This is a genomic window from Cognatilysobacter terrigena (assembly GCF_004361065.1).
Taxonomy (GTDB): Bacteria; Pseudomonadota; Gammaproteobacteria; order Xanthomonadales; family Xanthomonadaceae; genus Cognatilysobacter; species Cognatilysobacter terrigena.
Genome location: NZ_SELT01000001.1, coordinates 97,550 through 116,687 on the forward strand (window position 1 = coordinate 97,550; position 19,138 = coordinate 116,687).

The 19,138-nt window shown below is 68.6% G+C and carries 20 protein-coding genes; 14 read left to right on the forward strand and 6 right to left on the reverse strand.

Annotated elements, in window-relative coordinates; genetic code table 11:
• Positions 1-85 precede the first annotated feature (85 nt).
• The 5 genes from EVS83_RS00490 (at position 86) to folE2 (ending at position 4,514) form a co-directional block, all read left to right on the forward strand.
• Entirely contained in the window at positions 86-1,426 is a 1,341-nt protein-coding gene (locus tag EVS83_RS00490) for a TRZ/ATZ family hydrolase (protein WP_133498460.1), read from the forward strand.
• Complete coding sequence (ubiG, locus tag EVS83_RS00495; RefSeq protein ID WP_133498462.1) at positions 1,426-2,139, forward strand: bifunctional 2-polyprenyl-6-hydroxyphenol methylase/3-demethylubiquinol 3-O-methyltransferase UbiG; 714 nt, start codon at positions 1,426-1,428, stop codon at positions 2,137-2,139. Before EVS83_RS00490 ends, ubiG begins: the two co-directional genes overlap by 1 nt.
• Complete coding sequence (gene gph / locus EVS83_RS00500) at positions 2,136-2,810, forward strand: phosphoglycolate phosphatase (protein WP_133498464.1); 675 nt, start codon at positions 2,136-2,138, stop codon at positions 2,808-2,810. Before ubiG ends, gph begins: the two co-directional genes overlap by 4 nt.
• Positions 2,807-3,505 carry a phytoene/squalene synthase family protein gene (locus tag EVS83_RS00505; RefSeq protein WP_133498466.1) on the forward strand — a complete coding sequence of 233 codons (699 nt, stop codon included), beginning with the start codon at positions 2,807-2,809 and terminating at the stop codon, positions 3,503-3,505. Before gph ends, EVS83_RS00505 begins: the two co-directional genes overlap by 4 nt.
• A gap of 88 nt (positions 3,506-3,593) precedes the next feature.
• Positions 3,594-4,514 carry a GTP cyclohydrolase FolE2 gene (gene folE2 / locus EVS83_RS00510; protein ID WP_208108643.1) on the forward strand — a complete coding sequence of 307 codons (921 nt, stop codon included), beginning with the start codon at positions 3,594-3,596 and terminating at the stop codon, positions 4,512-4,514.
• 173 nt (positions 4,515-4,687) lie between these two features.
• On the opposite strand, the gene EVS83_RS00515 is transcribed toward folE2, so the two are convergent.
• Both EVS83_RS00515 and yidD read right to left on the reverse strand, forming a co-directional pair.
• Positions 4,688-5,560, reverse strand: coding sequence for a M23 family metallopeptidase (locus EVS83_RS00515; RefSeq protein ID WP_133498468.1), 873 nt, complete (start codon positions 5,558-5,560; stop codon positions 4,688-4,690).
• 59 nt (positions 5,561-5,619) lie between these two features.
• The gene (gene yidD / locus EVS83_RS00520; RefSeq protein ID WP_133498470.1) at positions 5,620-5,838 is read right to left on the reverse strand and encodes a membrane protein insertion efficiency factor YidD; all 219 of its coding nucleotides are present in this window, start codon (positions 5,836-5,838) and stop codon (positions 5,620-5,622) included.
• A 207-nt stretch (positions 5,839-6,045) separates the two neighbouring features.
• Between yidD and dksA the strand changes: the two genes are divergently transcribed.
• Complete coding sequence (dksA, locus tag EVS83_RS00525; protein WP_133498473.1) at positions 6,046-7,182, forward strand: RNA polymerase-binding protein DksA; 1,137 nt, start codon at positions 6,046-6,048, stop codon at positions 7,180-7,182.
• A gap of 63 nt (positions 7,183-7,245) precedes the next feature.
• Here dksA and EVS83_RS00530 read toward each other — a convergent pair whose 3' ends face one another.
• From EVS83_RS00530 to cysS, 4 genes are read right to left on the reverse strand one after another with little or no spacing between them, the layout of a single operon-like run.
• The gene (locus EVS83_RS00530) at positions 7,246-7,662 is read right to left on the reverse strand and encodes a hypothetical protein (RefSeq protein ID WP_133498475.1); all 417 of its coding nucleotides are present in this window, start codon (positions 7,660-7,662) and stop codon (positions 7,246-7,248) included.
• A gap of 42 nt (positions 7,663-7,704) precedes the next feature.
• Positions 7,705-8,937 carry an MFS transporter gene (locus EVS83_RS00535; protein WP_133498477.1) on the reverse strand — a complete coding sequence of 411 codons (1,233 nt, stop codon included), beginning with the start codon at positions 8,935-8,937 and terminating at the stop codon, positions 7,705-7,707.
• The gene (locus EVS83_RS00540; RefSeq protein WP_133498479.1) at positions 8,934-9,377 is read right to left on the reverse strand and encodes a SufE family protein; all 444 of its coding nucleotides are present in this window, start codon (positions 9,375-9,377) and stop codon (positions 8,934-8,936) included. Before EVS83_RS00540 ends, EVS83_RS00535 begins: the two co-directional genes overlap by 4 nt.
• 45 nt (positions 9,378-9,422) lie before the next feature.
• Positions 9,423-10,817 carry a cysteine--tRNA ligase gene (cysS, locus tag EVS83_RS00545; RefSeq protein WP_133498481.1) on the reverse strand — a complete coding sequence of 465 codons (1,395 nt, stop codon included), beginning with the start codon at positions 10,815-10,817 and terminating at the stop codon, positions 9,423-9,425.
• A 150-nt stretch (positions 10,818-10,967) separates the two neighbouring features.
• Between cysS and EVS83_RS00550 the strand changes: the two genes are divergently transcribed.
• From EVS83_RS00550 to argH, 8 genes are all read left to right on the forward strand, one after another.
• A complete protein-coding gene (locus EVS83_RS00550) occupies positions 10,968-11,369 on the forward strand; it encodes a hypothetical protein (protein ID WP_246022725.1) in 402 nt (133 codons plus the stop codon).
• 239 nt (positions 11,370-11,608) lie between these two features.
• Positions 11,609-12,619 carry an N-acetylornithine carbamoyltransferase gene (locus EVS83_RS00555; RefSeq protein ID WP_133498483.1) on the forward strand — a complete coding sequence of 337 codons (1,011 nt, stop codon included), beginning with the start codon at positions 11,609-11,611 and terminating at the stop codon, positions 12,617-12,619.
• Positions 12,620-12,647: 28 nt separating this feature from the next.
• The gene (locus EVS83_RS00560) at positions 12,648-13,880 is read left to right on the forward strand and encodes an argininosuccinate synthase (RefSeq protein ID WP_133498485.1); all 1,233 of its coding nucleotides are present in this window, start codon (positions 12,648-12,650) and stop codon (positions 13,878-13,880) included.
• On the forward strand, positions 13,873-14,967 hold the full coding sequence (locus tag EVS83_RS00565; RefSeq protein WP_133498487.1) for an acetylornithine deacetylase: 1,095 nt from the start codon (positions 13,873-13,875) through the stop codon (positions 14,965-14,967). The genes EVS83_RS00560 and EVS83_RS00565 overlap by 8 nt, the downstream gene beginning before the upstream one ends.
• Positions 14,964-16,292, forward strand: a complete 1,329-nt coding sequence (locus EVS83_RS00570; RefSeq protein WP_133498489.1) for an acetylglutamate kinase — start codon at positions 14,964-14,966, stop codon at positions 16,290-16,292. Before EVS83_RS00565 ends, EVS83_RS00570 begins: the two co-directional genes overlap by 4 nt.
• The gene (locus EVS83_RS00575; RefSeq protein ID WP_166636733.1) at positions 16,289-16,885 is read left to right on the forward strand and encodes a GNAT family N-acetyltransferase; all 597 of its coding nucleotides are present in this window, start codon (positions 16,289-16,291) and stop codon (positions 16,883-16,885) included. Before EVS83_RS00570 ends, EVS83_RS00575 begins: the two co-directional genes overlap by 4 nt.
• Positions 16,882-17,841, forward strand: a complete 960-nt coding sequence (gene argC / locus EVS83_RS00580; RefSeq protein ID WP_133498491.1) for an N-acetyl-gamma-glutamyl-phosphate reductase — start codon at positions 16,882-16,884, stop codon at positions 17,839-17,841. Before EVS83_RS00575 ends, argC begins: the two co-directional genes overlap by 4 nt.
• Positions 17,838-19,133 (forward strand): argininosuccinate lyase, encoded by a 1,296-nt coding sequence (argH, locus tag EVS83_RS00585; protein WP_133498493.1) that lies wholly within the window; start codon positions 17,838-17,840, stop codon positions 19,131-19,133. The genes argC and argH overlap by 4 nt, the downstream gene beginning before the upstream one ends.
• Positions 19,134-19,138: the final 5 nt, after the last annotated feature.

A 19,138-nucleotide genomic window follows, 5' to 3' on the forward strand; every position in this document is an offset into this window, starting at 1 on the left:
CGCGGGCTTTGTCGTATCGGCGGGGCGCTTTCGCAGCGGTAACGCGCAAACGCCTAGCCTTTCGGCAATGCATGCGAGGTCGGGAATGGGCGAGGCGGGCAAGCAACACTGCGACGTACTGATCGAGGCCGGCTGGGTCGTGCCGGTCGAGCCGCATGCGGAAGTCTGGGACGACCACGCCGTCGCGATCGTCGGCGACCGCATCGTTGCCGTGGGCCCGCGGCGCGAACTGCGCGAGCGCTTCGAGCCGCGCGAGGTGGTGTCGCGACCGAACGCCGCGCTCATCCCGGGTCTCGTCAATTCGCACACCCACAACCCGATGACGCTGCTCCGCGGCATCGCGGACGACCTGCCGCTGATGGAGTGGCTGCAAGGCCACATCTGGCCGGTCGAGGGCGCGGTGATCGGGCCGGACTTCGTGCGCGACGGCGTGTCGCTCGCGATTGCGGAAATGCTCCGCGGCGGCACCACCTGCGCCAACGAGAACTACTTCTTCCCCGACGTGCAGGCCGAGACGTACAAGCGTTACGGCTTCCGCGCGCTGATCGGCCTGCCGGTGATCGACTTCCCGACCGCTTGGGCGAAGACGTCGGACGAATACTTCGCCAAGGCCGCCGACGTGCACGCCGCGTGGCGCGGCCACGCGCTGGTCGGCACGACGATCGCGCCGCATGCGCCGTATACGGTCAACGATGCGAACTTCCATCGCGTGCGCGACTTCGCGAACGAGTTCGACGTCCGCATCCACCTGCACACGCATGAGACCGCGCAGGAAGTGCGCGACTCGATCGCGCAGTTCGGTGTCCGCCCGCTCGCGCGGCTCGATGCGCTCGGCATCGTCACGGATCGCCTCATCGCCGTGCACATGACGCAGCTCACTGACGCCGAGATCGCGCTCTGCGCCGAACGCGGCGTCTGCGTCGCGCATTGCCCGGAGTCGAACCTCAAGCTCGCGTCGGGCTTCTGCCCGGTGTGCAAGCTGCAGCATGCAGGCGTGACGTTCGGCCTCGGCACCGACGGCTGCGCGAGCAACAACGATCTCGACATGATCGGCGAGACGCGCACCGCCGCGCTGCTCGCGAAAGCAGTGGCGGACGATGCGTCCGCGCTCGACGCTGCCAGCGCGCTGCGCGCGGCCACGCTCGGCGGCGCGATCACGCTCGGCCTCGGCTCGCAGATCGGTTCGATCCGCGTCGGCAAGCAGGCCGACCTCGTCTGCATCGATCTCGACGACCTCGAAAGCCAGCCGCTGTTCCACGTCATCTCGCAACTCGTCTACGCGACCGGCCGCCATCAGGTGACCGACGTGTGGATCGCCGGCCGCCGCAAGCTCAGCGACCGCCAGCTCGTCGACATGGACCGCGACGCCCTCCGCGCGAACGCCCGCCAGTGGCGCGACCGCATCCGCCAGATCCGGACCGCCTGATGACCACGTCCACCGCCGGCAACGTCCGCCAATCCGAACTCGACCGCTTCGGCGCGCTCGCGGCGCGCTGGTGGGACCCGCAGGGCCCGCAGAAGCCGCTGCACGCGCTCAACCCCGTACGGCTCAAGTACGTCGCCGATCGCGTGCCGCTCGCGAATGCGAACGTGCTCGACGTCGGCTGCGGCGCGGGCCTGCTCAGCGAGGCGATGGCGCTCGACGGTGCGAACGTGACCGCGATCGACCTGGCGCCGGAACTCGTGAAGGTCGCGCGCCTGCACGCGCTCGAAAGCGGCGCGAAGGTCGACTATCGCGTGCAACCCGTCGAAGAGGTTGCAGCGTCCGCACCTGCGACGTTCGACGCGGTGACGTGCAGGGAGATGATCGAGCACGTGCCTGATCCCGCCGCCGTGATTCGCGCCTGCGCCGAGGCGTTGAAACCGGGCGGTCGCCTGTTCGTGTCGACGATCAACCGCACGCCCGCTGCATTCGCGTTCGCGATCGTCGGCGCCGAGTACGTCGCGCGCCTGCTGCCCAAGGGCACGCACCAGTACCGCGATTTCGTGCGTCCGTCCGAGCTGGCGGCATGGTTGCGCGCCGCCGGTCTCGAACTCGAGGACGTCAGCGGCCTGATGTATCTGCCGATGCTGCATTCGGGGCGGCTGTCGAGCCGCACCGACATCAACTACATCGTCAGCGCGCGCAAGCCGGCATGAGCGATCCGCGTTTCCCGAAGGCCGTGCTGTTCGACCTCGACGGCACGCTGCTCGACAGCGCACCCGACATGCTCGCGGCGGTGAACGCGATGCGCGCCGCGCGCAACGAACCGCCGATGGCGCTGGAGGCGCTGCGGCCGCATGTGTCGAAGGGCGCGCGCGCGATGGTCGGCGCGGCGTTCCCGCACGTCGACGCCTCGACGCGCGAAACGTGGATCCCCGAGTTCCTCGACCACTACCGGCGCGAACTCGGCCTCCACGGCAAGCCGTTCGACGGCATCGAGGAGTTCCTCGCCGCGATCGAAGCTTCTGGCTCACGCTGGGGGATCGTCACCAACAAGCCCGAGTCGCTGGCCGTCGCGCTGATGCCGCTGCTCGGCTGGGACGCGCGCTGCGCCGTGCTCATCGGCGGCGATTCGCTGCCCGCGCGGAAACCGGATCCGTTGCCGCTGCGCGTCGCCGCCGAACGCATGGGTATCGATGTCGCCGACTGCGTCTACGTGGGTGACGACGAGCGTGACATCGTCGCCGCACGCGCGGCGCCGATGCGCTCGGTCGTCGCGCTGTGGGGCTATCGGCTGGACGACGACGATCCGGTGTCGTGGCAGGGCGACGTCATGCTCGAATCGCCGCGCGACATGCTGGACGTGTCGCGCTGGATGCCGCAGTGAGCGAGCACGACCCGCATCCCGCGGACGACGCGGCGGCGTTCGTCGCGAAGTGGCGCGGCGCGTGGCCGGAGTGGTCGCTGGTGGAGTGCTTCCTGCCGGCATCGCAGCGCGACATCGTCGATGCGTGGCAGGCGCTGCAGTTCGAATGGCAGGAAGCCGCATGGCGCGGCGATGACGCGCGCCCGGGCGAGGCCAAGCTGCGCTGGTGGATGGACGAGCTGATCGGATGGTCGAAGGGCATTCGCCGCCATCCGCTCGGCGCTGTGCTGCAGAAGCAGCCGGTGGAGTGGCAGACGATTGCGACTGCGCTGCCGGCGCTGGCAGCCGCGCGATTTCGCCCGCGCGATGCATCGGGAGCGCGCGAACAGCTGCTCCCGTTGGCGTCGGCGCTGGCGTCCGCCGAGGCCGTGCTGGTCGGCGCATCGAACGCCGAAGCCATCGTGGCGACGTGGCTGCACGCACGTCTCGCGCGACATCCGGGCGACGCGGTTCCGACCGAATTCGCCTCGCAGGATGCCGCCGATGCGCACTGGACGCGCGCGCTCCTGGCGCAGTGGCCTGTCGCCCGCGCACTGACGCCATCTCGAGGCATCGCGCTCTCGCTCGCACGCGCACGCCTCGCAAGCGGCCGACCCGGAGCGCCGCTGTCGCCGTGGTCCGCCTTGTGGGCGGGTTGGCGCGGCGCACGCGGCTGACGCGCCACGGATCGTTCCGCCAGCGGTCCGAGGCGTGAAACCCCGCGTCGGTAGAATGCGCAGCCTCACATCCGAAGCTCGTCCGTTGATGACCCAGCCCCGCGTCATGCCCGATGTCGCACTCGACCGTGCCGCGACCGCGCGCGCGCTCGATCGCGTCGGCATGGCCGGCATCGCGCTGCCGGTGCGCACGCGCTCGGCGACCGGCGAGGCCATGCAGGTGCCGGCGAAGGTCGATGTCTTCGTCGATCTGCGTGATCCGGACGCGCGCGGCATCCACATGTCGCGCCTGTATCTGCGGCTGCAGCATGCGTTCGCCGCCGAAGAGATGACGCCGGACGGCCTCGCGCGCGTGCTGCATGCGCTGGTCGAGACCCAGGGCGAGCTGTCGCGTTCGGCGCACCTGGTGATCCGCTTCGACCATCTGCTTCTGCGGTCGGCACTCGCCAGCGCAAATGCGGGCTGGAAGGCATATCCGGTCGAAGTGATCGCGGACATCGTCGATGGCGAGGTATCGATCGATCTCGCCGTCGCGGTCGATTACTCGTCGACGTGCCCCGCATCCGCCGCGCTGTCGCGGCAGATGAGTGCCGAGGCCTTCGCGCGCGAATTCGGCGCGGACGGGTCGGTCGATGCGGCTGCGGTGCGCGACTGGCTGCGCTCCGAAGCCGGCATGGTCGCGACCCCGCATGCGCAGCGCAGTCGTGCGGACGTACGGGTGCGACTGGCTCCGGGCCTGTCGTCGCTGCCGATCGTCGAGCTGATCGATCGCATCGAGAGCGCACTCGGCACGCCGGTGCAGACCGCAGTGAAGCGCGAGGACGAGCAAGCGTTCGCGGCGCTCAACGCGAAGAACCTGATGTTCTGCGAGGACGCGGCCCGCCGCGTCGCGCATGCACTCGCGCATGATCCGCACGTGGTTCGTTTCGATGCGCGCGTCGAACACATCGAAAGCCTGCACGCGCACGATGCGGTGGCGTCGGTGAGCGGCGAGGGCGGGGCACGCTGAGACGTCAGCGGTGCTGAGCGGCGGGCTTTGGAACGGCCTCGCTTCGCTTGATCTTGGATGTCGAGAGCGTCGCAACCCGCCGTCGTCGACGATCTCACCCGCAATTCGAACCCCAGCAGCGATCAACCCTTATGTCGAACCGCGCCGCGATCGACGGTGGGTGCACCGTCGCTTCAACGCGCGATAGTGGCGCCGGATCGCTGCGGCTCGAGCACCAGCAGCGGATCGATCCGCACGTCGAACCAGTTCATTCCCCAGTGCAGGTGCGGGCCGGTTGCACGACCGGTCGCACCCACCGCGCCGATGACTTGGCCCTGCTCGACGCGATCGCCGACGCGCACGTCGATGCGTGAAAGATGCAGGAAATTCGAGCTGACGCCGTGGCCGTGGTCGAGCACCAGTGTGCCGCCGGTGAGATACAGGTTGGGGTCGGCGAAGGTGATCGTGCCTGCGGCGGGGGCGTGCACCGGCGTGCCCTTCGCGGCCGCGATGTCCATGCCGGAGTGCGGCGTGCCCGCGCTGCCGTTGTAGACGCGCTGGTTTCCGAAGCGACCGCTGATCCTTCCCTGCACGGGCCACTGGAACTGCTGCAGGAAATCGAGGCGCTCGTCGTCGCGCGTACGTACCGCCGCCACGCGCGCCTGTTCGGCCTGGATGCGTGCGGCGATCTCCGGCGGCGGATTGACGGTCGCGGGCGGCACGCCGTCGATGCGTTCGATCGGCCAATCGCGTGGCGCGACGGTGAGTACGACTTTCGTCGGCGCCATGCCCGGCGCATCGACCGTCACCGGCGCCATGCCGCTCGCGTCGCGCGCGATGCCGAAGACGAAATGTCCGTCGCTGCCGACGCGCACGTCGCGGCCGCCGAAACGTGCGTGGGCACCCCGCACCGTCTGGCCGATCACGAGTGCGCCTTGCGATGCCGTGGCGGCAATTGTCAGCGGCGTCGGTGCCGTGCGTGCGGGCTTCGGCGTGGCCGCGCGCGGCGCGATCGAACAGGCTGCGAGGAGCACGAGGGCCGGGCCGAGCAATGCGTGACGCGCCATCGAATACCTCCGCAGGTGTCGGAGGCATCGTCGCGCGCGATCACCCAATCGCGGCTGAGTCACCGTGGCGGCACGGGATCGTGCCCGCCCGGATGAAACGGATGGCAACGCAATACGCGCCGCGCCGCCAGCCACGAGCCGCGCAACGCGCCGAACCGCGCGATCGCCTGCATCGCGTAGACCGAACACGTGGGATGGAAACGGCAGCGCGGGCCGAGAAGCGGGCTGATCCATCGCTTGTAGCCGCGGAGCAATGCGATAAGGGCGCGGTCGATCACGGAATCTTGATGCTCCGGCTCACCATGATGGCGGCCACATCGTCGCGATGGTTCGCTGCTCCGGAGCGATCGCGGAACTCCATGCAATAGCGTCGAAGCACGCTTGAAGGCCCTGTCGGAACGCGTATTCCGTGCGGTTGCCGCAGCAGTTGCGGGCAGGGTATAACAGCGCGCTTTCCCGCCTCAAGGGAAGAAGGACAGGCGCTCGTGGCGACAAAGAAAACCGCGAAGAAGGCCGCCTCGCCGGCCAAGAAGTCCGCAGCAAAGCCCGCGGCGAAGAAGGTTGCGAAACCCGCGGCCAAGCCGGCGGCGAAAAAGGCCGTAGCGAAAAAGGCGCCGGCGAAGCCCGCGCCGAAGGCGAAGCCTGCGCCCGCGAAGAAGGCGGCGCCGGTCAAGAAGGCCACACCGGCGAAGAAGGCGGCTCCCGTCGCCAAGGCGCCGGTCAAGAAGACCGTTGCCAAGACGCCGTCGCGCGTCGTCGAGGCGGCGACCAAGAAGTCAGCGCCGGTGAGCAAGGCCGCGCCCGTAACCAAGCAGGCCGCGGCCAAGCAGCCTGCAGCGAAGCAGCCCGCAGTCAAGCAGCCCACGCCGGCCGCGAAGCCCGCCGCAGCAGCGCCGGCGGCGCGTGCCAGTACGAATGAACGTCCGACGCAGTCCGGTTCCACCGGCGCTGCGGCGGGCGCGTTGAAGAACGGGACGACGTCGACCGCGGGCACCGCGGCGCGCCCGTCCCCGCAGGTGGAGTCGATGAGCAAGAGCACGAACAAGAAGAGCGCCGCGGCCCCCGCCGCAGCCGTCGGTGGCACCGCCGCCGTGGTCGAGCGCCCATCCCCTGGCAAGGTGGCCGTCGCCGTGGCCACCAATCGCGGCAGCGCCGCGTCCAACACGGGCAAGCGTCGCATGCCCGAATACCGCACCGACGAGGCGACAGGTCGCCCGATCGTCCCCGATGGCTACAAGCCGAAGGCGGACGAGGAGTACATGAATCCGCTGCAGCTGGAGTACTTCCGCCAGCGCCTGCTGTCGTGGCGGGGTGACCTGGTGGAGGAGTCGAAACAGACGATCGAGAACCTCCGCGAGGAAGTGCGCGACGTCGGCGACGAGGCCGAGCGCGCCACGCGCGAGACCGAGAACTCGCTTGAGCTGCGCACGCGCGATCGCTACCGCAAGCTGATCAGCAAGATCGACAGCACGCTCAAGCGCATCGATTCGGGCGACTACGGCTACTGCGCCGACACGGGCGAGGAAATCGGCCTGGATCGTCTCGAGGCTCGCCTCACCGCCGAGCGCACGATCGACGCGCAGGAGCGCTGGGAGCACCTGCAGAAGCAAATGGGCGACTGATCCATCGTCGACCTCGGCAACGAAGCCCCGCTGCGTGCGGGGCTTCGCGTTTCTGGCGCCGGCTCAGTCGTCGGCGACGTGCGCCGCGTACCGGCGTGCGATGAGGGCCAGTGCGATCGCGATGACGAGCACGAGCCCCTGCAGCGCAACGGCGGTCGCCTCGGGCAGGCCGCCGGATGCGATTACCAGGCCGACATCCTGCACGACGACGCCGATGAGCGACGCCAGCAGCAAGCGCCACGCGATGCGATGCGGAACGCCGAGTGCGACGGAGCCGAGCAATCCGGCGCCGACTGCCACCGCAGTCCCGATGACTGACCAACCCGGCCGCGCGGCGTAGAGATGTTGCTGCTCGATCGGCATGCGCGCGATGTCGCTCGCGGTGAGTCGGGCATCGGCCGCGAATGCGAGACAACCCAGCAGGTTCCACAGCGTGGCGGCGATCGCCACGGGACGAAGCCACTTCGGTCGAACGGCCATGCGCGTCTCCCCGTCGTGTGCCGCCGGGTGGCGGCCGCGGGGCTAGCGTAGCTCGCGAAGGTCCAGCCGGCGCAGCTTGGGCGCGCGCCAGCCTGTGGTGGCGACGACCGCGATCGTCATGAAGCCGCCGAAGACCACCGACGGCACCAGCCCCATGAGGCGGGCCATCGCACCCGACCAGAACGCGCCGAGTTCGTTCGACGACCCGATGAAGATGCCATTGATCGACGACACGCGGCCGCGCATTTCATCCGGCGTGGCGAGCTGCAGGATGGTCGAGCGCAACACGACGGATACGCCGTCGCACATGCCCGACAGCATGAGGATCGCCGCCGACAGCCAGAACGACTTCGACAGGCCGAAGCCGATCATGCACAGGCCGAAGCCGGCGACGGCGCACAGCAGGATGCGGCCGGCATGGCGCTCGAGCGGGCGCCGCGCAAGGTAGACGCCGACCAATACCGCGCCGAGCGCCGGCGCCCCGCGCAGGATGCCGAGTGCTTCGGGGCCGCGATGCAGGACGTCGTGAATGAATGCGGGTGCGAGCGAGATCGCGCCGCCCAGCAGCACCGCGAACATGTCGAGCGCGAGTGCGCCGAGCAGGATCTGGTGGCTGAAGACGAAGCGGATGCCTTCGCCGATGCTCCGGAAGATCGGGCCGCGCTGCATCTGCGGCGCAGGCTCGGTGACGCGCAACGAAATCACCGACAGCGCGGCGCCGACTGCCAGCGCCATCGCCACGGAATACGCGACCACCACGCTGCCTGCGCCGACCAGCGCACCACCGACGGCGGGCCCGACGACCAGCCCGGACTGGAACACGATGCTGCCGATACTCGCGCCGCGCGTGTACTGCTCGCGCACGAGCACGCGCCCAAACAGCGCGTTGTAGACGGGGCCGAGAAACGAGCGCACGGTGCCGGTCAGACCAACGGCGATGTACATCAGCGCGAGACGCGCGCCGGGCACCGCGTGTGTCGACACGAGCATCAGAACCAGCGGCGTCGCAGCGAGACCGAAGCATGCCGCCATGCCGAGCTTGCGGCGCGGCAGGTGGTCGACGAGGTAGCCCGCGAACGGCGCGACGCAGAAATACGGAATCACTTCCGCCAGGCCGATCAGGCCGAGCTTCAGCGGATCGCGCGTCAGCTGGTAGATCTGCCAGCCCACTGCGACCGAGACGATCTGGTACGACAGGATCGTCAGGATTCGATAGCCCATCAGCGCCACGAACGCAGGAACGCGCAGGGGGGCCGGTGCGGCGGTCTCCGTCATGCGGCGTCCTGCGCCGCCTGGGCGGTCTCGCGGATGCGGGCGAGCAGGGCGGAGAGACCGTTGCTGCGCGTCGGCGAGAGATGCTTCGAGAGGCCGATGTCGGCAACGAACGTCGGTTCGGTGGCGAGGATCTCCGCGGCGCTGCGCCCTGCGTAGACGCGAAGGGCGAGAAAGATCAGGCCGGAGACGATCGCCGAATCGCTGGTCGCGATGAAGTCGAGCTTCGACGCGTCACCCGAACTGACGATCCACACCTTCGACTGGCAACCGAGCAGGCGGTTGTCTTCGGTGCGCAGCGCCTCGTCCATCGGCGGCAGCTTGCGGCCGAGGTCGATGAGGTACTGGTAGCGCTCGGCCCAATCGCCGAAGAAGGCGAATTCGTCGCGGATGGCCTGCTGGGCCTCGGCGGCGGTGGGTTCGATGGGAAACGTCGTGGTCATTGGATCAGTCGACAGCAAGCAGGTGCGGACGTGGATGCCGATGCATCACGCGCGACGCCACCGTACGCCCGCCGCCGTGTCCTCGAGGAGAACGCCTTCGGCCGCGAGCTGGTCGCGGATCGCGTCGGCGCGTGCGAAATCGCGCGACTTCTTGGCGGCGGTGCGTTCTTCCACGAGCGCGGCGATGCGAGCGTCGTCGCTCGAATCGGCCCCGCGCGCGAACCATTCAGCGGGCGACTGTTGGAGCAGGCCCAGTGCCAGCCCCGCGCCAAGCAGGTCAGCCTTCAAGTTCGCCAACTCGTCGATCGTTTTTTGGTCGTCTGCCGCTGCTCGCGACAAGACCCCGCGCGCATTGCTGGCGAGCGCGTTGACGATCATCAGCGCTTGCGGCGTGTTCAGATCGTCGTCCAGCGCCTCTTCAAGCCGGAAAGGAATCCGCGGCTCGACCGCGATGTGCGCAAGATCGCGCAGCGTCCCGTACAGCCGATCGAGCGTGCGCACGCATTGCTCGATCACCGCATCCGACCACTCCAGCGGCTGCCGGTAATGCGCCGACAGCAGCGCATAGCGCAGCGCTTCCGGCGGATGCTGCGCGACGAGGTCGTGGATCTTCTCGATGTTGCCCAGCGACTTGCTCATCTTCGCGCCGCCGAAGTTCAGCATGCCGTTGTGCAGCCAGTAGCGCGCGAACACCTTGCCGCCGTGCGCGCATTCGCTCTGCGCGATCTCGTTCTCGTGGTGCGGGAACTGCAGGTCGACGCCACCGGCATGGATGTCGATGGTCTCGCCGAGATGCGCTTCCGCCATCGCGGAGCATTCGATATGCCAGCCCGGACGGCCGCGGCCCCAGGGCGAATCCCAGCCGGGCAGGTCGTCGGTCGACGGCTTCCACAGCACGAAATCGCCGGAATCGCGCTTGTACGGCGCGACGTCGATGCGCGCGCCGGCGATCATCTCGTCGACATCGCGACGCGAGAGCTTGCCGTAGCCATCGAACGAGTTGACCGAGAACAGGACGTGGTTCTCGGCCGCGTACGCATGGCCCGATTCGATCAGGCGCTCGATCATCGTGATGATCTGCGGGATGTGCGCCGTGACTGCGGGCTCCGCATCGGGCGCGACGGCGCCGAGCGCGGCCATGTCGTCGCGGAAGGCGGCGGCGAAGCGGTCGGTGATGGCGGAGATCGGTACGCCCTGTTCGCGCGCCGCGTTGTTGATCTTGTCGTCGACGTCGGTGATGTTGCGGACGTAGCGCACCGCGCCGTAGCGGCGACGCAGCAGCGAAGCCAGCACGCCGAACACCACGTACGGGCGCGCGTTGCCGATGTGCACGTAGTTGTAGACCGTCGGGCCGCAGACATACATCGTCGGGCACGCGGCATCGAGCGGCTCGAAGGCTTCCAGCCGGCGGGTGAGGCTGTTGTAGAGATGCAGGCTCATGGCGGCTCGCGCACGCATACGGTCGAGCCGGCCATTGTAGCGGCGACGGCCGCTCGACCTGCCCGCAGCCCGTCCACGACAGGGGGCATTCATCGCCACGGCCGCTCCGCCGCATACACTCTCGGGTCCGATCCCCGCGGAGTCCCGCCCTTGCGACGTCGAACGCTGCCGTTGGCCGCGCTGCTGCTGTGGTCGCTCGTCACGGGCGTGTCGGCCGAAACGGTGGTCCAGCGCGAGAACGTCAGCTACGAGTACGCGCGCGTCCTGCGGGTCACTCCGGTCTACCAGACGCTGACGGCCACGAGCGTCGAGACGCGCTGCGACGACGAATCCCGCCTGTCGAAGATCGTGGGCAGCGTGCGCAACGTCCTCAAGCGCGACCAGTCGACGGGCAGCACGAGCTGCCGTCCGGTGCCGGTCGAACGCCAGTTCAAGCGCCCGATCGCGTACGACGTCGACTACACCTACCGCGGCGCGAAGTACCGCTCGCGGCTCTCCGACGATCCCGGCCATCTGCTGCGCATCCGCGTTTCCGTGATGCCGGTCCCCTGAGCCGGCTTGCGCCATCCCGCCCCAGGCCGCAGAATCGCCGCCCTCATGCGTACCAACTACGCCGACGCCGACATCCTGACCTCTGCCTACATGGCGGCGGGGATGACCTCGCGCGCTCGCCGACGCACCCACCACACGGCTGGGTAACGCGGCACTACGCCTTTTCGGCGCAGACTCGACCCAGCCCCCGCGCTGGGTCTTTTCGTTTCTGGGGCCCGGCGATCCTTCCCGGAGACCCCATGAAGCACTTCCTCAACACCCAGGACTGGTCCCGCGCCGAACTCGACGCGGTGCTCGCCGATGCGGCTGCGTTCAAGCGCTCCAAGCTCGGTGACCAGCTCAAGGGCAGGTCCATCGCGCTGGTCTTCTTCAACCCGTCGATGCGCACGCGCACCAGCTTCGAGCTGGGCGCGTTCCAGCTCGGCGGCCACGCCGTGGTGCTGCAGCCGGGCAAGGATGCGTGGCCGATCGAGTTCGACCTCGGCACCGTCATGGACGGCGACACCGAGGAGCACATCGCCGAAGTCGCGCGCGTGCTGGCGCGCTACGTCGACCTGATCGGCGTGCGCGCGTTCCCGAAGTTCGTCGATTGGTCCGTGGACCGCGACGACCGTGTGCTCAAGGCGTTCGCGCAGTACTCCACGGTGCCGGTGATCAACATGGAGACGATCACCCACCCGTGCCAGGAACTCGCGCACGCGCTCGCGCTGCAGGAGCACTTCGGCACCACCGACCTGCGCGGCAGGAAGTACGTGCTGACGTGGACCTACCACCCCAAGCCGCTCAACACCGCCGTCGCCAACTCCGCGCTGACGATCGCGACGCGCCTCGGCATGGACGTGACGTTGCTGTGCCCGACGCCGGACTACCTGCTCGACCAGCGTTATATGGGCTGGGCCCAGCAGAACGTCGCCGAGAGCGGCGGCTCGCTGACCGTCAGCCACGACATCGACAGCGCCTACGCGGGCGCCGACGTCGTCTACGCCAAGAGCTGGGGCGCGATCCCGTTCTTCGGGCGCTGGCAGGACGAGAAGCCCATCCGCGACCAGTACAAGCACTTCATCGTCGACGAACGGAAGATGGCGCTGACCAACAACGGCGTCTTCAGCCACTGCCTGCCGCTGCGCCGCAACGTGAAGGCGACCGATGCCGTCATGGATTCGCCCGCGTGCATTGCGATCGACGAAGCCGAAAACCGCCTGCATGTGCAGAAGGCCGTGATGGCCTCGCTCATCAAGCAACGCGCCTGATTTCCGCATTTCCTTTCCGAGCCTCTCCATGACCACCGAATCGACTGCGCCGTCGGCCTCCCGCGACATCGTCCTCGCCTTCTCCGGCGGGCTGGACACCAGCTTCTGCGTTCCGTACCTCAAGGAGCGCGGCTGGAACGTGCACACCGTGTTCGCCGACACCGGCGGCGTCGACGCCGAGGAGCGAGCGTTCATCGAGGCACGCGCGAAGGAGCTCGGCGTCGCGAGTCACGTCACCGTCGACGGCGGCCCCGCGATCTGGAACGGCTTCGTCAAGCCGTTCGTGCAGGCGGGCGAGGGCTATCAGGGCCAGTACCCGTTGCTGGTGTCGGACCGCTACCTGATCGTCGACGCCGCGCTGCAGCGCTGCAAGGAACTTGGCACCGACGCGATCGCCCACGGCTGCACGGGCATGGGCAACGACCAGGTGCGTTTCGACCTCGCGGTGAAGGCGCAGGGCACGTACCGCATCGTGGCGCCGATCCGCGAGATCCAGAAGGAACACACGCAGACGCGCGCTTACGAGCAGAAGTACCTCGAGGAACGCGGCTTCGGCGTGCGCGCCAAGCAGCAGAGCTACACGATCAACGAGAACCTGCTCGGCGTGACGCTGTCGGGCGGCGAGATCGACAAGTGGGAGGCGCCGGGCGAGGGCGCGCGGGGCTGGTGCGCGCCGCGCGAGGCCTGGCCGGAGCAGCCGCTGCGCGTTGCGATCGGCTTCCGCAATGGTGAGGCGGTGACGCTCGACGGCGTGTCGATGCCGGGGCACGCCATGCTGGCCAAGCTCAACACGATGTTCGCGGCCTACGGTGTCGGTCGCGGCATGTACACCGGCGATACGACGATCGGGCTCAAGGGCCGCATCGTGTTCGAGGCGCCCGGCATCACCGCGCTGCTCACCGCGCACCGCGCGCTCGAGGAAGCGGTGCTGACCAAGCAGCAGAACCGCTTCAAGCCCGAGGTGGCGCGCAAGTGGGTGGAACTGGTCTACGAAGGCTTCTTCCACGATCCGCTCAAGACCGACCTCGAAGCGTTCCTCGCGAGTTCGCAGCGCACCGTCAACGGCGACGTCGTGCTGGAAACGCATGGCGCGCGCGTCGACGCCGTCGCCGTGAAGTCGCCGCACCTGCTCAACGCCAAGGGCGCGACCTATGCGCAGTCGGCCGACTGGGGCGTCGAGGAAGCGGAAGGCTTCATCAAGCTGTTCGGCATGAGCAGCACGTTGTGGGCAGAAGTGAACGGAGCGACGACCGATGCGTGAGGCGGTGCTCCGCCACCTGGAGGCGCTGGTCGCGTTCGACACGCGCAATCCGCCGCGCGCGATCGGCACCGGCGGCGTCTTCGACTACCTGCGCGCGCAGCTGCCGGGGTTCGAGGTCCAGGTGAACGATCACGGCGCGGGTGCGGTGTCGATGCTCGTCGTGCGCGGTCGCCCGGCGCGGCTGTTCAACGTGCACCTCGATACCGTGCCATCGTCGGCCGCGTGGTCGGGCGATCCGCTGCGCCTGCGCGTCGAGGGTGACCGCGCGATCGGGCTCGGCGCATGCGACATCAAGGGTGCGGCTGCGTGTCTGGTCGCTGCGGCCGCGGTGACGACGGGCGATGCCGCGTTCCTGTTCTCGACGGACGAAGAAGCGAACGACCCGCGGTGCATCGCCGCCTTCCTTGCGAGCGACCATGGCTTCAGCGAAGCGCTGATCGCGGAACCGACGAACTGCGAAGCCGTGCTCGCGCATCGCGGGCTGAGCTCCGCACGCATCGTCTTCCGCGGCGAGGCAGGCCACGCGTCCTCGCCGAACGCCATGCAGCTCAGCGCCGTGCATCGCGCGATGCGCTGGGGCGTTCGCGCGCTCGACCACGCGCAGTCGCTCGCGCACGAGCGCTTCGGCGGGCTGACGGGGCTGCGCTTCAACATCGGCACCATGGCGGGTGGCATCAAGGGCAACGTGATCGCGCCCAGTGGTGAGCTGCGCTTCAACTTCCGCCCACTGCCCTCGATGGACATCGACGCGATGCACGCGACGTTGCAGGGCTTGGCCGGCGAGGGCGAACTCGACGCCTACGAGGAAACCTTCCGCGGTCCGCCGCTGCCTGCAGGCGTGCTGCACGAAGCCGAACGCCAGCGTCTCGCCGCGCGCGACCTCGCCGACGAGCTCGGCCTGCCGATCGGCAACGCCGTCGACTTCTGGACCGAAGCCTCGCTGTTCTCACAGGCCGGCCTGACCGCTTTCGTGTTCGGCCCCGGCGACATCGCGCAGGCGCACACCGCCGACGAATGGGTCGCCCTCGACCAGCTCGACACCTATGCCGCGCACGCGGCCCGCATCATCGGAAACACGCCGGCATGACGCCGATCGAAGACATCCAGACCCGCCAGACCATCGTGCGCCTGCTCTCGAGCATGGGCAGCGCGAAGGAGATCGACCAGTACCTGCGCCGCTTCGCGCAGCTCGACGCCGAACGCTTCGCGGTCGTGAAAGTCGGTGGTGCGGTGTTGCGCGACGACCTCGATGCGCTGTCGTCCTCGCTCGCCTTCCTGCAGGACGTCGGCCTGACGCCGATCGTCGTGCACGGTGCGGGTCCGCAACTCGACGAGGAAATGGCGGCAGCCGGCATCACCAAGCAGACGGTCGATGGCCTGCGCGTCACGACGCCGGAAGGCCTCGCCATCGTGCGCCGGGTCATGCAGGCGCAAAACCTGCGTCTGGCGGAAGCGCTGCAGGAAGCCGGTGCGCGGTCGACGTCGATCGTGTCCGGCGTGTTTGAGTCCGAGTTCATCGATCGCGAGCGCCTCGGACTCGTCGGCCGAGTGCAGCGCGTCGAACTCGCGCCGATCAAGGCGGCGCTGCGCGTCGGCTCGATCCCGGTCATCGCGAGCCTCGGCGAAACCGTCGACGGCCAGATCGTCAACGTGAACGCCGACTACGCCGCCAACGAACTCGTGCGCGAGCTGCAGCCGTACAAGATCGTGTTCCTGACCGGTACTGGCGGTCTGCTTGACGGCGATGGCAACGTGATCGATTCGATCAACCTGTCCACGGAGTACGAACATCTTCTCGCGCAGCCGTGGCTGACTGGTGGCATGCGCCTCAAGATCGAGCAGATCCGCGAACTGCTCGAAGTGCTGCCGTTGGCGTCGTCGGTATCGATCACGCGGCCAGCCGAGCTGGCCAAAGAGCTCTTCACGCACCGCGGCTCGGGCACGCTGGTGCGCCGCGGCGAGCGCGTACTCCGTGCGGAGTCATGGAGCGACCTCGACCTCGACCGCCTGCGCGGCCTCATCGAATCCGCGTTCGGCCGTCGTCTGCTGCCCGACTACTTCGAGAGGAAGACGCTGCACCGCGCCTACGTCAGCGAGAACTATCGCGCCGCGGTGATCCTGACGTTCGAGAACGGCATGCCGTACCTCGACAAGTTCGCGGTGCTCGACGAGGCGCAGGGCGAAGGCCTGGGCCGCGCCGTATGGCAGGTGATGCGCGACGAGACGCCGACGCTGTTCTGGCGTTCGCGTCGCGACAACCCGGTCAATGCGTTCTACATGGCCGAGGCCGACGGCTCGGTGCGTCGCGGCCCGTGGCAGGTGTTCTGGTACGGCGTTGAGGATTTCGCCACCATCGCGCATTGCATCGAATATTGCGGCTCGCACCCGCCATCGCTGGAGGACCCGCGGTGAACGACGTGAACTGGAGTGCACCGACGCTCACTGGCCGCCATGTGCAGCTGGTGCCCCTGCAGTACTCCCATGCCGGCGGCCTGGTACGCGCAGCGGCAGACGGCGAGCTGTGGACGCTGACGTACACGAGCGTTCCGTCGCCCGGCACCGAGGTCGACTACATCGAGGCCGCGTTCGCCGCGCGTGACAGCGGCGACTCGATGCCGTTCGCGGTGCTGGATGCGCGTGGCGACGTCGTCGGCACGACGCGCTACTACATGATCGATCGCAGCGTGCCGCGGTTGCACATCGGCTACACGTGGTACGCGAAACGCGTGCAGCGCACGGCGCTGAATACCGAAGCCAAGCGTCTGCTGCTCGGCCACGCTTTCGATGCGCTCGGCTGCGAAGCGGTCGTGTTCGAGACGAGCCACCTCAACCTGCGCTCGCAGGCCGCGATCCAGCGCCTCGGCGCAAAGCCCGAAGGCATGCTGCGCGCCCACATGCGGCATCGGGATGGCAGCCTGCGCGATACGCACAGTTACTCGATCATTCGCGACGAATGGCCCGATGTGCGCGCGCGCCTGGATGCGCGGCTGGAGCAGCCGGCATGAGCCGGATTCCGGTCAGCCTGATCGGCGCACGTGGCCACGTCGGCGCGGAACTCATGCGCCTCATCGTCGACCATCCCTGCTTCGATCTCGTGCATGCGGCGTCGCGCGAGCGTGCAGGGCAGCCGGTTGCAGAGCAGGTCGCCGGTGCATCGCCCGGGCTGCGCTACAGCGCGCCGTTACCTGACGAGCTGCCCGTGCTCACTGACGGCGCCTACGTTCTCGCGCTGCCCAACGGGATGGCGGGGCCGTACGTCGAGGCCATCCAGCGCATCGCACCGACCGCCGTGATCATCGACCTGTCGGCGGACTACCGCTTCGATCCGGCATGGCACTACGGCCTGCCCGAACTTGCCGACAGCGCCCCGCGTCGCCTGATCTCCAATCCCGGTTGCTACGCGACGGCGATGCAGCTGGCGATCGCGCCGATGGGGAACATGCTGGACGGACCGGTGCAATGCTTCGGCGTGTCCGGCTATTCCGGTGCGGGCACGACGCCATCGCCGCGCAACGACCCCGACGCGCTGCGCGACAACCTGATGCCGTACACGCTCACCGGCCATGTGCACGAGCGCGAGGTGTCACGTCATCTTGGTCATCCGGTGGAGTTCATGCCGCATGTCGCGCCGCATTTTCGTGGGCTCACGGTGACGTGCAATCTGCATCTCGCTGCGCCCGCTACGCTCGACGACGTGCGCAGCCGCTATCGCGCGTTCTACGCGGATGCGCCGCTGGTCGACGTCATCGACGAGCCACCGCATGTGCGCGACATCGCTGGTTGCGCCGGCGCGACGGTCGGCGGCTTCGCGTTGTCGGACGACGGTCGCCGCCTCGTCGTCGTTGCGATCCTCGACAACCTGCTCAAGGGCGCAGCCACGCAGGCCGTGCAGAACCTCAACCTCGCGTTCGGCCTCGACGGCCTGGCCGGCCTCGACGCCTGCAAGGAAATCTCCGCATGAGTCTGCTCTGGCAGAAGGGTGGCGTCGAAGTCGACGCGCGCATCCAGGCATTCCTCGCCGGCGACGACGTGCTGCTCGACCGCGAGTTCTTCCTGCACGACATCGAAGCGTCGCGTGCGCATGCGCGAGGCCTCGCCGCGATTGGAATTCTCCCGCAGGACGAGTTCGACGGTATCGATCGCGAGCTCACCGCGCTAGCGAATGCTTACGGCGACGGAACGTTCGTCCTCGACGCGCGCTATGAGGACGGTCACTCCGCGATCGAGGACGTGCTCACGGAACGACTTGGCGATGCGGGACGTCGCATCCACACGGGTCGTAGTCGCAACGACCAGGTGCTGGTCGCGACGCGCCTGTGGCTGCGTTCGAAGATGGACGAGCTGGCGGCCCGCTGCGTCGAGATCGCCAGCGTCGCGCTTGCTCGCGCCGACGCCGAGCGCGACATCGCGATGCCCGGTTACACCCATCTCCAGCGCGCCGTCGTGTCGTCGACCGCGCACTGGTGGGCGGGGTTCGCCGAAGCCTTCATCGACAACGCGCAACGTGCCACGCAAACGCGCGACTGGCTCGACGCGAATCCGCTGGGCACGGCGGCCGGCTATGGCGTCAACCTTCCGCTCGCGCGCGACGCCACGACATCCGACCTCGGCTTTGCCCGCCTGCAGGTCAACCCGGCTTACGCACAGCTCTCGCGCGGCAAGTTCGAGATCGCCGCGTTGGAGGCGATTGGCTCCGCGACGATGGACCTGCGCCGCATGGCATGGGACCTCAGCCTGTTCACGACGGCCGAGTTCGGCTTCGTCGCACTGCCCGCGCGCTATACGACCGGCAGCTCGATCATGCCGAACAAGCGCAACCCGGACGTGGTCGAGCTGCTGCGCGCCAGCCATGCCGTGGTGAGCGCGGCCCGCGCCGAGATCGACCAGGTGGTCGCGCTCCCGTCGGGCTACCACCGCGACCTGCAATTCACCAAGGGCCCGCTGGTTCGCGGGGTGGGGCATGGCCTCCGCGCGCTGGCGCTCCTGCCGGACCTGATGGCCAGCCTCGAGTGGAAGCGCGAGGCGCTGGCGGCGGCGCTCGACCCGTCCATGTACGCCACGGACCTCGCCATCGAACTCGCCCGCGACGGCATGCCGTTCCGGCAGGCCTACCGCGAGGCCGCGGACCCGGCCCGCTGGGCCGCCCGAGACCCGGCCACCAGCCTCGCCGCCCGGATTTCGCCCGGCGGGGCGGGGGATCTGCGGCTCGAAACCCTACGAGCCCGGCTCGATGCGTTTCCGGCAAGGCGTTAAAGGAG